The 19111-nt window shown below is 72.0% G+C and carries 17 protein-coding genes; 8 read left to right on the top strand and 9 right to left on the bottom strand.

The window, feature by feature from the left end; all coding sequences use genetic code 11:
- The first annotated feature begins 82 nt into the window (after positions 1-82).
- The 3 genes from ID574_RS29045 (at position 83) to ID574_RS29035 (ending at position 7392) form a co-directional block, all read left to right on the top strand.
- Entirely contained in the window at positions 83-691 is a 609-nt protein-coding gene (locus ID574_RS29045; protein ID WP_223167179.1) for a hypothetical protein, read from the top strand.
- A 108-nt stretch (positions 692-799) separates the two neighbouring features.
- Positions 800-5548 (top strand): GH92 family glycosyl hydrolase, encoded by a 4749-nt coding sequence (locus ID574_RS29040; RefSeq protein ID WP_223167178.1) that lies wholly within the window; start codon positions 800-802, stop codon positions 5546-5548.
- A 245-nt stretch (positions 5549-5793) separates the two neighbouring features.
- Complete coding sequence (locus tag ID574_RS29035) at positions 5794-7392, top strand: potassium/proton antiporter (protein ID WP_188192140.1); 1599 nt, start codon at positions 5794-5796, stop codon at positions 7390-7392.
- Here ID574_RS29035 and ID574_RS29030 read toward each other — a convergent pair.
- From ID574_RS29030 to ID574_RS29005, 6 genes are all read right to left on the bottom strand, one after another.
- On the bottom strand, positions 7376-8536 hold the full coding sequence (locus ID574_RS29030; protein ID WP_188192139.1) for a cation:proton antiporter: 1161 nt from the start codon (positions 8534-8536) through the stop codon (positions 7376-7378). The two genes, ID574_RS29035 and ID574_RS29030, sit on opposite strands and share 17 nt — an antisense overlap.
- Before the next feature lie 6 nt (positions 8537-8542).
- Positions 8543-9025: a cation:proton antiporter regulatory subunit gene (locus tag ID574_RS29025; protein ID WP_188192138.1), complete on the bottom strand. Its 483-nt coding sequence runs from the start codon at positions 9023-9025 to the stop codon at positions 8543-8545.
- Between the two features lie 27 nt (positions 9026-9052).
- Complete coding sequence (locus ID574_RS29020) at positions 9053-10549, bottom strand: ABC transporter ATP-binding protein (protein WP_188192137.1); 1497 nt, start codon at positions 10547-10549, stop codon at positions 9053-9055.
- A complete protein-coding gene (locus ID574_RS29015) occupies positions 10546-11304 on the bottom strand; it encodes an energy-coupling factor transporter transmembrane component T (protein WP_223167177.1) in 759 nt (252 codons plus the stop codon). Before ID574_RS29015 ends, ID574_RS29020 begins: the two co-directional genes overlap by 4 nt.
- Entirely contained in the window at positions 11301-11921 is a 621-nt protein-coding gene (locus ID574_RS29010) for an MptD family putative ECF transporter S component (protein ID WP_223167176.1), read from the bottom strand. Before ID574_RS29010 ends, ID574_RS29015 begins: the two co-directional genes overlap by 4 nt.
- Before the next feature lie 153 nt (positions 11922-12074).
- Positions 12075-12626, bottom strand: coding sequence for a hypothetical protein (locus ID574_RS29005; protein ID WP_188192136.1), 552 nt, complete (start codon positions 12624-12626; stop codon positions 12075-12077).
- 81 nt (positions 12627-12707) lie between these two features.
- Between ID574_RS29005 and ID574_RS29000 the strand changes: the two genes are divergently transcribed.
- Entirely contained in the window at positions 12708-13409 is a 702-nt protein-coding gene (locus ID574_RS29000) for an AraC family transcriptional regulator (RefSeq protein WP_188192135.1), read from the top strand.
- 31 nt (positions 13410-13440) lie between these two features.
- On the opposite strand, the gene ID574_RS28995 is transcribed toward ID574_RS29000, so the two are convergent.
- The gene (locus tag ID574_RS28995; protein ID WP_188192134.1) at positions 13441-15087 is read right to left on the bottom strand and encodes a glycosyl hydrolase family 28-related protein; all 1647 of its coding nucleotides are present in this window, start codon (positions 15085-15087) and stop codon (positions 13441-13443) included.
- 298 nt (positions 15088-15385) lie between these two features.
- Between ID574_RS28995 and ID574_RS28990 the strand changes: the two genes are divergently transcribed.
- Both ID574_RS28990 and ID574_RS61805 read left to right on the top strand, forming a co-directional pair.
- Positions 15386-15841 (top strand): GtrA family protein, encoded by a 456-nt coding sequence (locus ID574_RS28990; protein ID WP_188192133.1) that lies wholly within the window; start codon positions 15386-15388, stop codon positions 15839-15841.
- 386 nt (positions 15842-16227) lie between these two features.
- Positions 16228-16356 (top strand): hypothetical protein, encoded by a 129-nt coding sequence (locus tag ID574_RS61805; protein ID WP_262496061.1) that lies wholly within the window; start codon positions 16228-16230, stop codon positions 16354-16356.
- Positions 16357-16437: 81 nt separating this feature from the next.
- Here ID574_RS61805 and ID574_RS28985 read toward each other — a convergent pair whose 3' ends face one another.
- Complete coding sequence (locus ID574_RS28985; RefSeq protein ID WP_188192132.1) at positions 16438-16656, bottom strand: hypothetical protein; 219 nt, start codon at positions 16654-16656, stop codon at positions 16438-16440.
- Positions 16657-16733: 77 nt separating this feature from the next.
- On the opposite strand from ID574_RS28985, the gene ID574_RS28980 reads away from it, so the two are divergent.
- Together ID574_RS28980 and ID574_RS28975 are read left to right on the top strand one after the other, a co-directional pair.
- Positions 16734-17870, top strand: coding sequence for a zinc ribbon domain-containing protein (locus ID574_RS28980; RefSeq protein WP_188192131.1), 1137 nt, complete (start codon positions 16734-16736; stop codon positions 17868-17870).
- Positions 17871-17954: 84 nt separating this feature from the next.
- Complete coding sequence (locus tag ID574_RS28975; protein ID WP_188192130.1) at positions 17955-18446, top strand: hypothetical protein; 492 nt, start codon at positions 17955-17957, stop codon at positions 18444-18446.
- An 8-nt stretch (positions 18447-18454) separates the two neighbouring features.
- On the opposite strand, the gene ID574_RS28970 is transcribed toward ID574_RS28975, so the two are convergent.
- Entirely contained in the window at positions 18455-19105 is a 651-nt protein-coding gene (locus tag ID574_RS28970; RefSeq protein ID WP_188192129.1) for a response regulator transcription factor, read from the bottom strand.
- Positions 19106-19111 lie beyond the last annotated feature (6 nt).

The raw sequence follows: 19111 nt of genomic DNA, 5'->3' as shown, positions 1-19111 counted from the left end.
GGTGCGCGGTTCCGGCCTGGCGGCGCGAGTCGATAGAGCCGGTGACAAGTCGCGTACAAGTCGGGGCCGCCATCGTGGGGCCATGAGCAGACGCCGTCGTGGAGGCCGGAACCGATACCGCCGATACGGCACGAGCCCCACCCGCACGGACAGCGCCGGCCCTCGCCCGGCCGCGGTCCCCGCCTCCGGGAGCCGGACCCCCGGGTCGATCGGCAAGCTGCTGATCATCGTGATGTGGGCGGGCATGTGCCTGGTGCCGATCCCGCTGTGGGTGCCGCAGGTCCAACTGGCGGCGGGGGGCGTCGGCACGCCGGGCTCGCTCACGGTGGCGGCGTGCGAGCACCTCTACAGGAGCAGGTACCGCTGCGGGGGCACGTTCACACCGGACGCCGGCGGGCCTGCGATCACGGTCCGCGCCCCGGCCGACCTGGAGGCGGGCGACACGGCGCGGGCTCAGCTCACCCCCGAGGGCGATCGGGCGGCGCTGGCGGGGCCGCGCGGCGTGCTCGGCTCCCTGATCCTGCCATTCCTGTGCGTAGGCCTTTTCGGCTTCCTCCCGTACGTCGTCCTGTACTGGAGCTCCCGTGCCACCCGCCGCCACCTGGACGCGGCCGTGATCGTCGGCTGGACGCTGACCGCCGTCTCGGTCGTGGGCGTGACCGGCGGGCTCATCGCGATCTACTCGATCTGAGCAAGCGGCTCCCGCCTCACAGACTCTTGACACGGCCCTCCCGATTTGAAAAGTTCCTTAACAGATCGGTGTTGACAACGTTGTCATAACTCCTCCAGGGAGACCGCTGTGAGCACCCCCTTGCCGTTCCCCCGCCGTCGATCCGTCCTGACCGCGGTCTTATCCGCCGTGGTCGCACTCGTCCTCGCCGCACCCGCCGCCGCGCTGACCGTCCAGGCCGGCGGCCCCGACCCCATCCCCAATCCCGGCCCCTCGGGCACTCCGGCCCCGAACCCGTCCCACAGCCCGCCCCCAGACCCGCGGGCGGCCGAGCCTGCTCCTCCCCCGGCAGAGGTACGGCGCGCCGCGCAGGACGGGCAGGCGCTGGCCCGGGCCGAGGGGGCGGCCTTCGCCTCCTCCTTCGAGCCCGGCGATCCCCAGCCGACGTGGGTCAACACCGCCGAGAAGTCCAAGAACGTCATAGGCACCCTGCCCGGGGGCATCGAGGGCAGCATCGCGGACAAGATTGCCCAGATCAGCGCCAGCGGCGAGTACGCGGCCGCGGGCGAGGTGAAGGAGAACCTGGCCGACGGTGACGCGAACACCAAGTGGCTGGTGTTCACCGGCACGGGCTGGGCGCAGTACGGCCTGTCCGGCCCGGTCGCGGTCGTGCACTACGCGCTGACCTCCGCCGGCGACGCGCCCGAGCGCGACCCGCGCGACTGGCAGCTGCAGGGCTCCCAGGACGGACAGAACTGGACCACCCTGGACACCCGCACCGGCGAGACGTTCACCTCGCGCCTGCAGCGCAAGGAGTACCGCTTCTCCAACGCCACCGCCTACGCCCACTACCGGCTGAACGTCACCCGCGTCGGCAGCGGCTCGATCCTGCAACTGGCCGAATGGGAGCTGTCGGACGGCACGACCGGGCCGAAGCCGCCCACCGACATGCGCAGCCAGGTGGGCACGGGGCCGACCGGCGGGTTCGTCTCCAAGCCGCGCGCCGGCTTCTCCGGGTTGCGGGCGTTCCAGTACGCGGGCAGCACCACCGCGCAGCGCGGCGGTCACTCCACCAACAAGGTGTTCGAGGTGGACATCCCGGTCACGTCCACGACGGAGCTGTCCTACCTGGTCTTCCCGGAGTTCACCGCCGCCGATCTGCGGTATCCCAGCACGTACGTCTCCGTGGACCTGGCCTTCCGCGACGGCACGTACCTCAGCGACCTGCGGGCCGTCGACCAGCACGGGGTCCGGCTGGCGCCGCGCGAGCAGGGCGAGTCCAAGACCCTGTACGCCGACCAGTGGAACTTCAAGCGCGCCAGGATCGGCGAGGTGGCCAGGGGCAAGCGGATCAGCCGCATCCTGGTGGCCTACGACAGTCCCGCCGGGATGGCCGGGTTCCGCGGGTGGCTCGACGACATCAAGATCGTATCGGACGGAGCTCGGCGGAGGCGGCAGCCGTACGAGGGTCGCGACGATCGCGGGGCAGGACCCTCGCAGTATGTGGTGACCACCCGGGGCACGCACTCCACGGGCGGCTTCTCGCGGGGGAACAACTTCCCGGCCACCGCGGTGCCGCACGGCTTCACCTTCTGGACGCCGATGACCAACGCCGGCTCGACGAGCTGGCTCTACGAGTACCACCGGGCCAACAACGCGGCCAACCTGCCCGAGATCCAGGCCTTCACCGCCAGCCACGAGCCCAGCCCGTGGATGGGCGACCGGCAGACGTTCCAGTTCATGCCCTCGGCGGCCGAAGGGGTGCCGAACCCGTCCCGTACGGCCCGCGCGCTGCCCTTCCGCCACGAGCGGGAGGTCGCGCAGCCGCACCTGTACGCGGTCACCTTCGACAACGGGCTCAAGACCGAGATCGCCCCGGCGGACCACGCGGCCGTGGCCCGCTTCACCTTCCCCGGCGACTCGGCCAAGCTCATCTTCGACAACGTCGACAACAGCGGCGGCCTCACGCTCGACCTGGAGGGCGGCGTGGTGACCGGCCATTCGGACGTGCGCAGCGACCTGTCCACCGGGGCCGCGCGGATGTTCTTCTACGCCGTCTTCGACCGCCCGGTCACCGGCGGCGGCAAGCTCACCGGCCAGGGCCGGGACAACGTGCTGGGCTACCTGGCCTTCGACGCGGGTGAGGCGCGCACGGTCACCATGCGCATCGCCTCCTCCCTGATCAGCGTGGAGCAGGCCAAGCACAACCTGGAGCTGGAGATCGGCGCCTCCGACACGCTGGATACGGTCAGCGAGCGGGCACGCCGCGCGTGGGACGCCAAGCTGGGCGTCATCGAGGTCGAGGGAGCGAGCCGGGACCAACTGGTCACGCTCTACTCAAACCTCTACCGGCTGTTCCTGTATCCCAACTCGGCCTTCGAGAACGTCGGCACGGCGGCGGCGCCGGTGTACAAGCACGCCGTGCAGTCGTCCACCGCCACCCCGCCCGAGCCGAGGGTGGCGGACGGGAAGGTGTACGTCAACAACGGCTTCTGGGACACCTACCGCACCACCTGGCCGGCGTACGCGCTGCTCACGCCACGGGCGGCCGGGGAGATGGTCGACGGGTTCGTCCGGCAGTACGAGGACGGCGGATGGATCGCGCGGTGGTCCTCCCCCGGCTACGCCGACCTGATGGTCGGCACGAGCTCCGACGTCGCCTTCGCCGACGCCTATCTGAAGGGGGTGACCGGCTTCGACGCCGCGACCGCGTACCAGGCCGCGGTCAAGAACGCCACCGTCGCCCCGCCCACCCGCCACGTGGGGCGCAAGGGCCTTTCCACCTCCGTCTTCCTCGGCTACACGAGCATCCAGTCGACGGGCGAGGCCATGTCGTGGGCCATGGACGGCTACATCAACGACTTCGGGATCGCGAACATGGCCAAGGCGCTGGCCGAGCGGTCCACGGGCGCCCAGCGTGCCCGCTACCTGGAGGAGTACGAGTATTTCCGGAACCGGGCCCTCAACTACGTGCACATGTTCGACCCGGCGGTGCGCTTCTTCCAGGGCAGGAACGCCGACGGCTCCTTCCGCCTGAAGCCGAGCGCCTACGACCCTCGTACGTGGGGTTTCGACTACACCGAGACCAACGGCTGGAACATGGCCTTCCACGTCCCCCAGGACGGCCGCGGCCTGGCCAATCTGTACGGCGGCGCCGACGAACTGGCGGCCAAGCTGGACGCGTTCTTCGCCACCCCGGAGGCGGCGACGTTCCCCGGTTCGTACGGCGGGATCATCCACGAGATGCGGGAAGCCCGGGACGTCCGGATGGGTCAGTACGGGCACAGCAACCAGCCCTCGCACCACATCCCCTACATGTACGACTATGTCGGGCAGCCGTGGAAGACCCAGGCCAAGGTCCGCGAGGCGCTCTCGCGGCTGTACCTGGGCAGCGAGATCGGCCAGGGCTACCCCGGCGACGAGGACAACGGGGAGCTGTCGGCCTGGCAGATCTTCGGCGCCCTGGGCTTCTATCCGCTGCAGATGGGCAGCCCCTATTACGCGATCGGCTCGCCGCTGTTCGAGAAGGCGACGGTGCACCTGGAGGGCGGCAGGAAACTGGTGATCAAGGCGCCGGGCAACAGCCCGCGCAACGTCTACGTGCAGGGACTGAGGGTCAACGGCAGGGCGTACGACAAGACGTACCTGCCGCACGACCTGATCGCCAAGGGCGGCGAGCTGGTGTTCGAGATGGGCCCGAAGCCCTCGCGCTGGGGCACCGGCAGGAACGCCGCCCCGCCCTCGATCACCGGCGACGACCGCATCCCCGCGCCGCTGCACGACGCCACGGGGCCGGGGCGCGGCACGGCGTCGGCAGCGGGCGGCGCCGACGTGAGCGCGCTGTTCGACGACGACTCGGCCACCCGGGCGAGGCTGCCCGAATGGGTCCGATACAGCTTCGCCGACGCCCGGCAGGCGCGCTTCTACACGCTCACCTCCGGAGCCGACCCCGGGGACCCGGCCGGGTGGGTCCTGGAAGGCTCCGCCGACGGCACCACGTGGAAGGTGCTCGACGAGCGGTCAGGCGAGAGCTTCTCCTGGCGGTCACAGACCCGCCCGTTCAAGATCGCCAATCCCGGCGCGTACGCCCACTACCGGATCAGGTTCACCGGCGGCACGTCGCTGGCGGAGATCGAGCTGCTCGCCCCCGAGTCGCCGGCCACGTCGCCGCTGGTCGTCGAGGCCCGCGGGGTCTTCGCCGCACCGGGTGAGACCGTGGCGGTCCCGGTGACCGTGTCCAACCACGCCGACCGGCCCGCCACCGGGCGGCTGACCGCGACCGGACCCGACGGCTGGACCGTCCAGCCCGCCTCCGCCGGCTTCGGGCCCATCGCGCCGGGCGCGTCCGCGACCGTGTCGTTCCAGGTGACGGCGCCGGCGACGGCGGGCCCCGGCAGCCATCCGCTGCTGTTCGCCGCGACCTCCGACCGCGGGCCGGCCGGCGAGCAGGTGACGGTCACGGTGATCGGCGACACCGTGGAGTTCACGCCCGGCACCCCTGCCGAGGCGCCCTGGCTCCTGGAGGCGGACGGCTCCCAGCTCGACGGCGAGGTGTACGACGGCCGCGCCCGCTTCACCGACGGCGACAGCCACGCCACCTACCGATTCGAGCTGCCGGCCCAGGTGACCGGGGGCTCACTGACGCTGGACATCGGCAACCAGTTCCTGGTGCAGGTCTCGGCCGACAACCGGAGCTGGCGGACCGTGCTGCAGGAGAGCGCCGACGTCCGCGACCTGTCCAACCGCGCGCCGCGCACGCTGGACCTCAACGAGCTGCGGGGTGAGGCCAGGGCGTTCTACCTGCGCATAGGAGACAGCCAGCCGCAGGACGGCTGGGGGTCCTGGCTGGCCAGGGTGCGCCTGGACCTGCGGCGCTAGGGGTCTCGTGCCCGGGGTCTGCGGACCCCGGGCACGGCCTTCAGGCCTCCCTGCGTCGGAAGGTCACGAGCACGGCGGCGGCGGCCTCGTGGACCACGTAGCAGGAGGTGCTGGTCTGCCTCCATTCCCATCTGCGACGATTCGACGCCACGGGTGGGCACCCGAGAAACCGGCGATCCGTCCGGCGAGGAGTGGGTCAACCGCCCTCATACGGGAAGTGAGCGGCAGATCGGAGGAGTGCCCTGATGAGCCTGTCAGAGTTGTACGGGGTCCTGCTCGCCGGCGCACTGGTGCTGCTGGCCAGCATCGCCGCGGCCCGCACGGCCAGCCGGCTGGGGCTGCCCGGTCTGCTGCTGTTCCTCGGCCTCGGCGTGGTCCTGGGTGAGGACGTGCTGGGCATCGAGTTCGACGACGCCCAGCTGGCGCAGACTCTGGGCACCACGGCGCTGGCGCTCATCCTGGTGGAGGGCGGTCTGAGCACCCGTTGGGCCGACATCCGCCGCCTGTTGCTGCCGTCGGCCCTGCTGGCGACCGTCGGGGTGGCGGTCAGCATGGTGGTCACCGCGGCGGGGGCGCATCTGCTGCTCGGCATGGACTGGCGGCTGGCGCTGCTGCTGGGGGCGATGGTGTCGTCCACCGACGCGGCGGCGGTGTTCTCGGTGTTCCGTGCGCTGCCGCTGCCCCGCCGCATGGCGGGGATGGTGGAGGCGGAGTCCGGATTCAACGACGCCCCCACGGTGATCCTGGTGCTGGTGTTCAGCACGGCCACCGCGCTGCCCGATCCGGTGGTCACCGCCGTTCAGGTCGGCTACGAGCTGACCGTGGGCGCGGCGGTGGGCCTGGCGATCGGCTGGGCGGGGGTGGCCGCGCTGCGGTACGTCGCCCTGCCCGCCAGCGGCCTGTATCCGCTGGCCACGCTCGGGCTGGGCGTCATCGCCTTCGCCGCGGCGGGCAGCGTGCACGCCTCGGGGTTCATCGCCGCGTACCTGGCGGGCATCGTGCTGGGCAACGCCGTGCTGCCGCACCGCGCGGCCACCCGGTCCTTCGCCGAAGGGGTCGGCTGGCTGGCGCAGATCGGCCTGTTCGTCATGCTCGGCCTGCTGGTCACCCCGCGGGAGCTGGGCAGCGCTCTGCTGCCCGCGGCGCTCATCGGCCTGGTGCTGGTGCTCGTCGCGCGGCCGGTGTCGGTGGCGGCCTGCCTGAGCGTCTTCCGGGTCGGCTGGCGCGAGCAGGCGTTCATCTCGTGGGCCGGGCTGCGCGGCGCGGTGCCGATCGTGCTGGCCACCTACCCCATCGTGGCCCAGGTGCCCGGCAGCGAACACCTGCTGAACATCGTCTTCGTGCTGGTCGTGCTGTTCACCCTGCTCCAAGGCCCGACCCTGCCGGTCATCGCGCGGCTGCTGCACGTCGTCCAGCCGGGCCAGACACGGGAGGTCGGCATCGAGGCGGCGCCGCTGGACGTGCTGAACGCCGACCTGCTCACCCTGTCCATCCCGCGCGGCTCCCGCCTGCACGGCGTGGAGATCTTCGAGCTGCGCCTGCCGCATCCGGCCGTGGTCACCCTGATCATCCGCGACGGCGACACCCTGGTCCCCGAGCCCGACACACAGCTCCGCGAGGGCGACGAGGTGCTCATCGTCACCACCAGCGCCGTACGCGGGCGCGTCGAACGCCGCCTGCGTGCCGTGGGCCGCCGCGGCCGCCTGGCGCACTGGCACGGCGAGCACGGGCACCCCGAACACGACCCCCGAGACCGGGAGATCAGCGCCTTATCGAGCCGTGAGCCCACCGTGCCCGGGACGTCGGCGCCGGCCGCCCTCCACAAGATCAAGTACGTTTGGTGACGGCCGTGATGAACGGCTGCACCAGGCGAGCAGCCAGCGGCCCGAACGCGGCCAGGATCAGCACGTACGCGGCCGCCAGCGGCCCCAGGTCGGGGTGCGCCCCGGCGGCCACCGCCAGCCCGGCGATGACGATGTTGAACTCCCCTCGCGGGATCAGCGCGATCCCGGCCCGGGCCTGTCCAGGCCGGGCGATCCCGGCCCGGCGGGCCGCGTACGCGCCCGTCACCAGTTTGGTGATCATGCTGACCAGCGCCAGCAGCGCCGCCAGCCCCGCCACCGGGCCGATCTTCGCCGGGTCGGTCTGCAGGCCGAAGAACACGAAGAACACCGCCGCGAACAGGTCCCGCAACGGCGCCAGCAGCGCCTGGGCGTCCTCGGCCAGCTCACCCGACAGCGCGATGCCGACCAGGAACGCCCCCACCGCGGCGGACACCTGCAGCTGCTGGGCCGCCCCGGCCACCAGCAGGGCGAGCCCCACCACCTTGAGCAACAGCACCTCGGAGTTCGGGCTGGCCACGAACGCCTCGATGAAGCGGCCGAACTTGAGCGCCACCACCAGCACCACGCTGACCGTGCCGAGCGCGATGGCCACCGTCACCGCGCCGCCCAGCAGGCTGAGCCCGGCCAGCATCGCGGTCAGCACCGGCAGGTAGATCGCCATCGTCAGGTCCTCGAACACCAGCAGCGACAGCACCACCGGCGTCTCGCGGTTGCCGATCCACCCCAGATCCGACAGCACCTTGGCGGTGATGCCCGACGACGTGGCGTAGGTGACGCCGGCCAGCGCCACCGCCGCCACCGGCCCCCAGCCCAGCAGCAGCGCGCAGATCGCGCCGGGCGCCGCGTTGAGCAGCAGGTCCACGATCCCGGCGCGGGCGTTGCCCCTGAGGCTGGTCACCAGCTCGTCGGCGTTGTACTCCAGACCGAGCGTGAGCAGCAGTAATATCACGCCGAGTTCGGCGCCGACCCGGATGAACTCCTCGCTGGTGGCCAGCGGCACGATCCCGCCGGTGCCGAACGCCAGCCCGGCGATCAGGTACAGCGGGATGGGCGAGATGCCGACGCGCAGCGCCAGCGCTCCTAGAATGCCCAGCCCGAGAACGACAGCACCGAACTCCAGGAACAAAATCGCGGTGTGGTGCAACCGGTCCTACCCTCGGGCCAGGATGTCGTCCACCGCGCTGGTGCTCTCGGCGCTGCCCACCACGACCACGAGGTCGCCGGGGACGAGCACGAAATCGGGGGCGGGGCCGGTGAAGATCTGGGTGCCGCGGGCCACCGCCACGATGGAGGCGCCGGTACGGGTCCGCACCCGCGCGTCGCCCATCGGGCGGCCCGCGTACGGCGAGCCCTCGCTGATCGGCAGTTTCACGCTGACCAGCCCCTCGACCTCGCGGTGCAGATCGTTGAGGCGCTGGACGACACGTGGCGCGCCGAGCAGCTCGGCCAGCGCGTCGGCCTCCTCGTCGTTCAGTTTGACGGTCTCACAGGCGCGGTCGGGATCGTCGGGGTCGTAGATCACCAGGTCGCGGCGGCCGGTGCGGTGGGAGACCACGCCGATCCGGCGCCCGGACCGCGTGGTGAACTCGTGCCGCAGCCCGATCCCCGGCAACGCCGTCTGCTCGATCTCCACCTCTACCCCACCCTGTCAAGCCGGTCTTCACTTGCCCATACCGTACCAACCGGGCCTCTTCGTCGGATGATCGACATCGGGATCACGGTGCCCGTCCAGGGGACGCAGCCGGAGCTCCTGCTGGGTGGCGTGGGCGAGGAGTTCGTCGTCGTGGCTGATGAGCAGGACCACGGCGCCGTCCGCGGCGAGGTCGCGCATGATCCCGGTGATGGATCGCAGGTGGCGGCGGTCGACGCCGGAGCTGGGCTCGTCGAAGACGACGATGCGCCGGCCGCTGAGCCTGGCCGCCGCGACGACGAGGCGCTGCTGCTGGCCGCCGGAGAGCGACAGCGGGTGCCGGTCGCCGAACGGCTCGAGGTCGAGGTCGGCGAGCAGTGTGCGGGAGCGCTCCTCCAGCTCGGCGCCGGGCGGCACGCCGAGGCGGAGCTCGGCCTCGACGCTGTCGGTGAACAGCTGCCGTTGCACGTCCTGCATGACGATCGCGCTCTCCCGCAGCCGCCGCGCCGGTTTGAGCGGCCGTCCGTCGAGCAGCACCTCGCCGTCGTGCCGTTGCAGCCCGGTGACGATGCGGGCGAGGGTGGTCTTGCCGGCGCCGTTCGGGCCGGTGATGGCGGTGATCACCCCGGCGGGCAGGTGCGCCTCGTCGATGGCGAGCACCCGCCGCCCGCGGAAGGCGCAGCGAAGAGCGCGCAGCGTCAAACCCGCCCCGGAAGGAGCAGAGGGAGTGGCGTCGTGGTCGATGCTGGGCCCGTGGGCGTACGCCGGGAGGGGGCGGGTGCGCTCGGGTGCCGTGCGGGCGCGCAGCCCGCGGGCGCGCAGGGCCTCGTCGTCGAGCGTGGCGAACTCCTCTCCCGGCCATTCGGCGTCGACGCGGCCGTCGCGCATGGCGACGACCCGGTCGGCGAGCCCGTGCAGGTAGTGCAGCCGGTGCTCGGCGATGACGATCGTGGCGCCCGCCGCGCGGAGCCTGCGGAGGGTGGCGGTGAAGCGTTCGATCGCGGCGGTGGAGAGGTTGGAGGTCGGCTCGTCGAACAGCAGCAGCGGCGGCCGGTGCGCGGCCGCGGCGGCGCAGGCGACCTGTTGCTGCTGGCCGCCGGACAGCTCTTGCAGGCGCCGGTCCGTGAAGGCGGCGAGCCCGTGCTCGTCGATCGCGGCGGCGACGCGTTCGCGGATGTGCTGGGGCGGCTCGCCGAAGTTCTCCAGAGCGAAGGCGAGCTCCGTCTCGGTGCTGTCGGTGAAGAACTGGCGGCGGGGATGCTGGAGCACGGTGCCGGTACGGCGGCCGAGCCGCTCCAGCGGGGTGCCGGCCACGGCGAGCCCGTCGACGTGGACGGCGCCGTCGAGCTCGCCCTCGTGGAAGTGCGGGATGAGGCCGTTCATGAGCCGGAGCGCCGTGCTCTTGCCGGATCCGCTCGGCCCGCACAGCACGACCGTCTCGCCTTGCCGCACGTGCAGGTGGAGCCCGTCGAGCGTGGGTGTGTCAGCGCCGGCGTACGTCCAGCGCACCGCCTCGACGCGGATCACCGTACGGCTCCGCTGAGCAGCGTGACGGCGGCGAGCACGGCGACGACGAGCACGGCGGCCGCGTCGGCGGCGCCGAACCTGGGCGGGCGCATCGTGGTCGGGCGGGTGGCGGCGCCGAGTCCGCGCAGCAGGGCGGAGGCGGACAGGTCCTCGGCGACGCGCAGGGTGGAGGCGATGAGCGGCACGGCGAAGTGCTCGATGCTGCGCAGCGGATGGCGGAGCAGGCCGCTCCAGCCCCCGATGCCGCGCAGCCGCATGGCGTCGCGCACGGCGCGGGCCTCGGCCACGATGGCCGGCAGGAAGCGCAGCATGACGGCGCCGGAGACGGTGATCGCGCGGGGGACGCGGGCGGCGCGCAGCGCGGCGGTGAGCTCGGTGGGCCGCGTGGTGTGCACGAGGTGCAGGGCGACGCCGCCGACGGCGACGAACCGCAGCGCGAAGGCCGCGGCGACGGCGACGATCCCGACGGCGGGGTGCGGAAGGGCCACGGGCAGCAGATAGGCGACGGCGGCCACCCCGGATGCGGCCAGCGGCAGGCCCAGCGCGCGGGCCCAGGCACGCTCGGTGAGCGCGAGCAGCACGCCGAGGACGACCGCGGCGGGAACGAAGGGCTGCCCGCCGGGCGCCATCACGACGAAACTGGAGGAGAGCACGAGGAGGATCTTCGTACGCGGATCCAGCCGAACCGTCCGGCGCGTCCGGACCGCGGTGGGGGGAGCGCTTTCGACGCTCCCCGTACCGAGCGTGAGGCTCACGCGAGGCCCGCTCGCCGGAAGTGCTTGCGCAGCAGGCGTAGCCCGAGCAGGCCGCCGAGCAGGCCGAAGACGACGGTGGAGACGTCGAAGGCGATGAGGACGGCAGGCGAGAGCACGGCCTCCATCTGGGCCGTGTAGTCGGGGCCCATCTGCCGCATGGCCGGGCTGGAGAAGTAGTCGTCGCGGGCGTAGAAGATCGGCATCATCGGCCCGACGTACCAGGCGGAGTAGACCGCGTAGGCGAGCACGCTCATCCGGCTGGACCGGTAGCCACCGGCCAGCAGCATCGCCTCGGCGGCGAGGGCGCACACGATGGTGATGGCGAAGCTGATCGGCGGGTGACCGGTGAGGGCCAGGATGCCGGAGGTGACGATCGCGAAGATCGTGACCATGCCGGCGTGGCGCACCCGGGTGAGGAAGAGCATGAACGGGATCGCCCCGGCGACGATGCTCGCGACGAGCGAGACGAGCATGACGGCCGGGTTGATGAACCCCAGCATGGTGATGGCGTACACCATGACGAGGTAGAGCGCGCCGAAGACGCCGATGTTGATCAGATCTTTCGGAGTCATGCGCAGGTCGATGCGGCGTTCGGTCCGCGTTTCCTGGACGGCCACGGGAACTCCTTCCGGGGTGAGTCGCCGACGGCAGGCAAATGATAATCACATTCATTTACGCGCGTCCATATTCGTCCCCGATAGGACGTCCCATGGCATGCCGAGACATGGCGAAGCTCCGGGAACCGCCGGCCCCCGGAGTGGACCCCGCGACTAACCCACCACGACGCCGCTGCCGGGCAGCCCCGCCCGGTCGGGCACCACCCGGGGCAGCCCGCGCAGCCACGCCTCCAGGTCGGCGGGCCACCACCGCCCCGCCGCCAGCCGTCCCAGCTCCTCGGCGATCGCGGCCGCAGAGGCCTGCATCGGCACGACCCGTACGGGTGCGGCCCCGGCCAGCACCCCCAGCCACCAGTGCCGCCACGTCTCCGTCATGCCGTCGGGGTCCAGCACCAGGTAGTAGTCGGGCAGCACCAGCCGGTCGGCGCGCAGCTCGCCCAGCGCGGCCTCGACGGCCACCTCCAGTGTGCCCACCGGCGCCGTGCCGTCGAAGAAGGCCGTCCACGCCGCCGCCACGTCGGCCAGCGGATCGGCGTCGTGCACGACGTACGTCGCCGCCGAGCGCGCCGTGATCTCCATCACCTCGGCCGGCCGCCGCTCCCCTCGCGGGATCGCCCGCACGTTGTGCAGCCCGTCCAGCCCCGCGACCACGTCTCCGGCGCCGTGCCCCGCCACCACGATCACCGTACTGGTCAATCGCCGCATACCAGGCAGTTTACGGGCAGGCCGGTGTCAACGGACGTAGGGTCGGGAAGCAGAGCGGAAGATCCGAGAGGGATGACGCGGATGGGGTTGGAAGTCGAGAGCCGGCCGTCCGATTCGCCGTACATCGAGCGGGTGTGGCGGAGCAGCAGCTCGGACGTCAACCAGATGATGTCGATCGCGACCACCTGTTGCGAGCTGGTCTTCTGGGAGCACCGCGGCCGGTTCAGCGCGGCAGTCCAAGGGCCGGAGACGAGGGCGGCTCACGCCCCCGTCCCCGAGGACGCCACCTTCTTCGGGATCGACTTCGCGCTCGGCACGTCGATGCCGCATCTCCCGATCGACCGGCTCGTCGACGGCTCCGTGGAGATCCCCGACGCGACGCGCCGATCGTTCCGGCTGAAGGATTCCGCCTGGCGCGTCCCCGGCTACGACAACGCCGAGGAGTTCGTCCGGCGACTGGTCCGTGAGGACGTCCTGGACCGTGACCCGATCGTCGCCGACGCGCTGCGCGGCGCGTCGCCGGACGTGTCGGAACGCACTCTCCAGCGGCGCTTCCTGGCGGCGACCGGCCTCACCCGCGGCGCCGTCCGGCAGATCAACCGGGCCAGGCAGGCGGCGATCCTGCTCCAGGAGGGCGTGCCGGCCCGCGACGTGGTCCACCGGCTCGGCTACTTCGACCAACCGCACCTGGCGCGGTCACTGACCCGCTTCGTCGGGCGGACCGCCACACAGCTGAGAGACCGGCATCCGGCGGAGCCGCTGTCGCTCCTGTACGACACCTGAGCACCCCGGGAACGTCCGTCACGCCGGGCGATCACGCCGGGCGATCGCGCTGGGCCGCGTACAGGTCGGCGACCCGGGGAGGCGAGCCCTGCTGGGCGAGCAGGCTCTGCAGGTCGCCGGTGAAGTCCGGCGGGAGCCCGCTGGCGGTGCCGCCGACCCCCTGGATGCCGAGGGTCACGCTGCACGGGGCGACGTCGGCGATCGTCACGGCGTACGGGCTGCCGCCGGTGATCCGGACGTTCCAGTGCGCCGTCCTGGCGCCGAACAGCGGGCCGGAGGCGGCTGAGCCGCCGACGCGGCCGTTGTTCACCAGGGTGATGTCGGTCCGGGCGTTCTCGAAGGGAAGTGCCCGGTGGGTGTCGAACGTGCCCTCCGCCATCCGGCCGCGCCGCCACACGTTGCCCGACGACAGGCCCTCGACGTTGAGTCCGTGGTGGACGGCGCCGGACGGCACCGGCACGGTGAACGCCTCGATCTGGAAGTCCTCGACGAGGTTGTCGTGCGACTGCATCCGGCAGGCGAAGCTGTGGTGGGCCGACCGGCCGCCCACGACCACCCTGGAGAGGGTGATCGACTTGGCGGAGGTGAAGCCGAAGCCGAGGTCGCAGTTCTCCACGCGTACGTCGCTCGCCCAGCAGTCGTGCACGGCCTGGAAGCACACGCCGTTCGAGCCCGGGTGCTTGTTGTGCGCGGTCATCGCGACCGGCTCGTTGCGGATCGTCAGGTGCTCGACGCCACTGTCGCGAACCGTGGGGCCGATGGCCCGCAGCCGCGCCGGCCAGCCGGGGCGCAGATCGTACTTGAGCGGCTGGGCCAGAACGACCAGCCGGTCGCCGAGGATCGCCTCGATGCGGACGGGCCACTGGAGGGAGGCGTACTGGACGTATTGGCCGCCGGAGCCGGTGACGAGCTGCGGCGCCCTGCGTGGCCAGTCGTAGGACAGGGCGCCGGGGACGTCTCCGGCGAGATGCGCCAGCAGGCTCGCGTCCGGCGGGTTGTCACACTCGAGCATCACCATGTCGCCCGCGCGCAGGCCGCTCGTTCCCGAGACCAGCAGCGTTCGCTGGCCGCGCGCCGCGGGGGCGATGTCGGCGAAGGTGTCGCCCAGTAACCAGCCCTCCGTGCCGGCGAAGTCCTCGGCCTCGGACCGGGCCAGCCGCTCGGCCGCCACGAACCACACCTGCCCGCCGGTCCACGACCAGCGGCTGTTCCCGTTGGACTGCCGGGCGGGCCGGTAACCGTCCTCGAGCGTCCGGTCGAAGTGCAGCACGGTCGCGTCGCGCCCGGCGCCCCGGAGCACGACGCCGGAGCCGTGCACGAAGACCGGCGAGGCCAGCCGGTAGGTTCCGCGGGGCACCAGGACGACCCCGCCGCCGCGCTCTCCGGCGGCGCGCAGGGCCGCGTTGAACGCCGGGGCGCAGTCCGTCGCGCCGTCCGCGCGGGCGCCGTGATCGGTCACCCGGGTGACGACCTTCGGCCGCGGCGGCCTGGAGCCGAGGCGGTAGCCCGCGCCGGATATATCGGGTATCAGGGGGTGGGATCCAGGGGCCTCGGCCCACTGGTCCAGCAGCGCGGCCGACACGTCCCGCGACCGGTCCTTCGTGACGGCGTTTGCCGCCACGGATCTGTGCGCGAGCGCGGGCACGGTGGCGATCCCCGCCGCTCCCCCGATCAACATCCGACGACTCAGCCTGACAGGATCCTGGCGCATGCTGCTCCCTCGGCCCATGAGCGCTCACGGGGCTTCAAAGATAGGACCTCTGGATGGTGATCTCACAAATCCGAAGGGCCGTCAATGAGTTCTCCTCCCCCTTGAGCGCGCACGCCGGGACAGCGCGGCATCCCGCCGAGAGCCGGCCGCACCTGGGCTCGCTGTGATCGATGCCACAGCGAAACGGCTTTGACCAGCGGATTTCTCAGCCGGCGTTAATGATCGGCCAAGGGAGCTCCCATGCCCGGCCCCGATCCTCGACATCATGAGCGCCACGATCGCCACCCCCCAAGCCCCCGCCACCGGGGCAGGTTCCGCCCCCACCGCACTCACTCGCCGGCTGCCGTCGTACGCGGTCGTCGGGTCCCTGTGCACGGTGGCCTATCTGGTGCTGTTCTGGGCGCTCTCCGCGATCCTGCCGTCGACGGCCGCCAACACCGCCGCCATGCTGATCACGACGGTCGCCAACACCGCCGCCAACCGGCGGTTCACGTTCGGGGTGAGCGGCAGGGCGGGAGCGGTGCGCGACCACGTCGGCGGGCTCATCGCCTTCCTCATCGGGCTGGGGATCTCCACGCTGAGCCTGGCCGTCCTGCCCGCGGACTCGTCGCAGGCGGCCGAGCTGACCGCGGTGATCCTGACCAACGCGCTGGCCTCCGCGATCCGCTTCGCGCTCCTGCAGGGATGGGTGTTCAACCCGCGGCTGCGCCCGGCTCGATGACCGTCTCCACGACGTAGGGTATGGACTGCTCTTCATATTCGCTATGAAAACCTGAGCGTCTGACCTGATCTCGATACTCGCGATCTCGGGGTTGGCGGCGACGGGCAACCTGGGTCGGGATCATCCCGCCAGGCCGGTATGCGTCGGCGAGCCACCCGCCGATGGGTTGTCCCGCGATGCCGCCCGTGTTCCGGGTCAATCCGGTTGGCAAGAGGGGCAGTTTGTCGTTCACGTGTTCTACCCGGCGGGGCCACATCTTGGTAGTCTTACGGTTACTGAGGGTGAAAGGTTGGAGCGGAGCGGGGGTGCGGGCGTGCCGATCGTCGAGCGTGGCGCCCGATCCGGGCGCAGCCTCGGCCCGCCCCGCGGCCGGGGCCGGTGGATGAATGAGTAAGCTCACCGCGACGGCGACCTGCACCGCTCACGGCGCGATCGCAGAGCAGACCGGTCAAGTCGTCTCGCAGCCGCTGCTGGTCCCGCGGGTGGGCTGGCTGGCCGGCCTGGCCCGGGACTGACCGCCGATATCGTGGCCGCCCGGTGGAACCCAGCCGATCTGGACGCGTTGGCCTCTGGGGTGGGACTGGACGGGCGGGCGTTCAGATGGTGCTGGCCGCCGCCGACCGGCAACTGGCCGTCCTGGGACGCACCGGGGAGCGTAGCGCTCGGCTGCGGGTGAAGCTGCCCCTGACCGCCTGCCCAGCCTCCGCCAGGGGCTGGGCCTGGCACGTGCTGCCGATCACGTTGCCGCCGACCGTGCCTGCGGAGGCGAAGCTGTGCTCCCCGACCCTGCGGGTGGTCAAGGGACGGGTACGCATCGATCTGCCGTTCCAGACCCCGATCGGCCTCGCGCCCGCGACCGGTCATGTGCTCGGGTGCGGCTTCGACTGGGGGGGTGAACGCCCTGCTGACCGGCGCGGTCGGACGGCTGACGGGCGAGGGCCGGGTCGTCTCGGATGGGCGGCCGTTGGTCTACGACGCGACCGGGGTGTCGGCCAAGCTGCACCGGTTGCGGGCCGAACGCGAGCACCTGGCCGCCAAGCGGACGCGTCTGGAGCGGCTGCTGGCCGGGATCACACCCGCCGACCCGCGCTTCGCCGCGTTGAGCGCGGCGTGTGAGGTCCTGCGGGTGGAGCATGAGCGGGTGTGCGCGAAGATCCGCAACCTGAACCACGCGCTGGCCTGGTCGGCGGCCCGCTGGGCGGTCGACCAGTCCATCGCTGCCGGGGCGACGGTCATCTATCTGGAGGACTTGGCCAGCCTGGAGGCGCGCGGGCGGCGGGGGCGGGCGAACGCGCGGTTGTCAGGTCAGGTGCGCGGGCAGGTCGTGGAGGCGATCCGGCACCTGGCGGCCAAAAGCGCCATCGCCGTGGTCACCGTCCCGGCGCGCGGCACCTCCAAATTCTGCCCGCGCTGCGGTGACGGCACGTCGCTGCTTCAGCATTGCCCGGCTCCCGACCGGCGCACCGAGCGGGGCTGGGCGTGGGCGTGGTGTCCGGCCTGCGGCCTGTCGTGCGACCGCGACTGGGCCGCGGCCGAGCGGATCCTCGCGCGCGGTTTGCTGGGGCAGCAGTCCACCCGCACCGACCGCGCCACCGGGATCCGCACCATCCGCACGGTGGTGGAGGGCAATGTGGCCCGCGCCCGCCGGACGCGCAGGCCCACCCGGGCCGCCCGCCGCGCCCGCCGCACCAAGACGGATCTGCACCCCCGCCCAGAGGCGCGGGACCGCTCCAAGAGGCGGCCCACCCCGAAACGACCCACCCGCACCCCGGCGAACACCTCAAGGACTTCCAGCCATGTGCCCGACCGGCGCACGGTGCCCGCCCCATTCCCTGCCGGGAGTGGACAGCGTCCGGCGGGCCAAGCACCCCAGACGACCCGCCCCGCGGGACGTACAGTGCTTGTACGCGATCCTCAACACCGGACCGGCTTCCACCGCGTCGCGGCCACCCCCGTACTCCCCCTGGGACCGTACGCAGACGGCCCGCCACGGCCACGCCCGCCCGATTTGCCCGACATACTCAGGTAAACATAGAGAATTGCAGACGCTCCAGATCACATCGACCAGTCCCCGGCCGCACCGGCGGCGGCCCTTTGCGAGATGGATGCCCGCTTGACCGTCACTCCCGCGCACCTGCGCGCTCTCGCCAACCGTGCCGAGGCGCTCACCGCCGAGGTCCGGGCGCTCTGCGACAGCACATCGATCGGCTCTCCGGAACACGACGCCCTCGCGGCGGCGCGGCATGCCGCGGACTGGCTGGCCCGGGGAGCCGAGGATCTGCTGCGCTCGGCCCAGGACCTGACCGCCGTCCAGCCGCAGCCGTGCGGCATGCCGTGGGGCGTCTGCCCCGAGCACGGCAACACCCTCTCCTCCAGGGCCGGCGTCTCCACGTGCCGGGTGTGCCGCCGCGACTGGGCCTACGACCGGCTCGGCCAGCCGTGCCGGGAGCCGGTGACGTGGAAGGTGATCGACCGGTCCGGGGTGGAGACGCGGATGTGCGACGGGCACGTCCTGGGCGCCCGTGCGGCCGCCGCGGGCTCGACCTTCATCCGCCTGGACCAGGCGACGGCGATCAGGCACGGCGAAGGGTCGCCCACGGTGTGACGACGGGGTCAGCGTCCGAGGCCGGCGTCGCGGGCCCGGACGATGGCCTCGGCGCGGTCGGCGACGTGCAGCTTGGCGAAGATGTTGGAGACGTTGTTGCGTACCGTCTTCTGCGACAGGAACAGGGCCGAGGCGATCTGCGTGTTCGACCGCCCGGCCGCGACCAACGCCAGGATCTCCCGCTCACGCGGCGTGAGCTGCGGAAACACCGAGTCGTCAGCGGCCGGGACGCTCTGGAAGAACTCCGCCACCCGCATCGCGACGGCCGGGCCGAAGATCGCCTCGCCGTGCGCGACGGCCCTGATCGCGCGTACGATCTCCGCCTGGCCGGCGCCCTTGAGCAGATAGCCGCGAGCGCCGGCGCGCATGGCGGCGAAGAGCGTGGCGTCCTCCTCCGACATGGTCAGCACGACGATGCCGACGTGCGGGCTGTCGGCGACGATGCGCCTGGTCGCCTCGATGCCGTCGAGACCGGGCATCCGCACGTCCATCACCACCACGTCGGGCTGCAGGTCGGCGGCGCGCTGGACGGCCTCGGCGCCGTCCGCGGCCGTGCCCGCCACCTCGATGCCCGGGATCGAGCCGAGCAGCACCGCGAGCCCGTCCCGGTAGACCGGGTGGTCGTCGGCCAGCAACACGCGGATCGCCTCGTCGGACATCCCGCA

This window comes from Nonomuraea sp. SYSU D8015 (assembly GCF_008065375.1).
Classification (GTDB): Bacteria; Actinomycetota; Actinomycetes; order Streptosporangiales; family Streptosporangiaceae; genus Nonomuraea.
The sequence above is the reverse complement of the archived record's forward strand: the minus strand, read 5'-3'. Positions and strand labels throughout refer to the sequence as shown.

Excerpts from the sequence above, each read along its gene's own strand:
- ID574_RS29005 (WP_188192136.1), bottom strand. The coding sequence starts at position 12,626 with ATGCGGCGATTGACCAGTACGGTGATCGTGGTGGCGGGGCACGGCGCC.
- ID574_RS28985 (WP_188192132.1), bottom strand. The coding sequence starts at position 16,656 with ATGCGTACCCGTCCCTTGACCACCCGCAGGGTCGGGGAGCACAGCTTC.
- ID574_RS28995 (WP_188192134.1), bottom strand. The coding sequence starts at position 15,087 with ATGTTGATCGGGGGAGCGGCGGGGATCGCCACCGTGCCCGCGCTCGCG.
- ID574_RS28970 (WP_188192129.1), bottom strand. The coding sequence starts at position 19,105 with ATGTCCGACGAGGCGATCCGCGTGTTGCTGGCCGACGACCACCCGGTC.
- ID574_RS61805 (WP_262496061.1), top strand. The coding sequence starts at position 16,228 with ATGAGTAAGCTCACCGCGACGGCGACCTGCACCGCTCACGGCGCGATC.
- ID574_RS28990 (WP_188192133.1), top strand. The coding sequence starts at position 15,386 with ATGAGCGCCACGATCGCCACCCCCCAAGCCCCCGCCACCGGGGCAGGT.
- ID574_RS29035 (WP_188192140.1), top strand. The coding sequence starts at position 5,794 with ATGAGCCTGTCAGAGTTGTACGGGGTCCTGCTCGCCGGCGCACTGGTG.
- ID574_RS29045 (WP_223167179.1), top strand. The coding sequence starts at position 83 with ATGAGCAGACGCCGTCGTGGAGGCCGGAACCGATACCGCCGATACGGC.
- ID574_RS29000 (WP_188192135.1), top strand. The coding sequence starts at position 12,708 with ATGGGGTTGGAAGTCGAGAGCCGGCCGTCCGATTCGCCGTACATCGAG.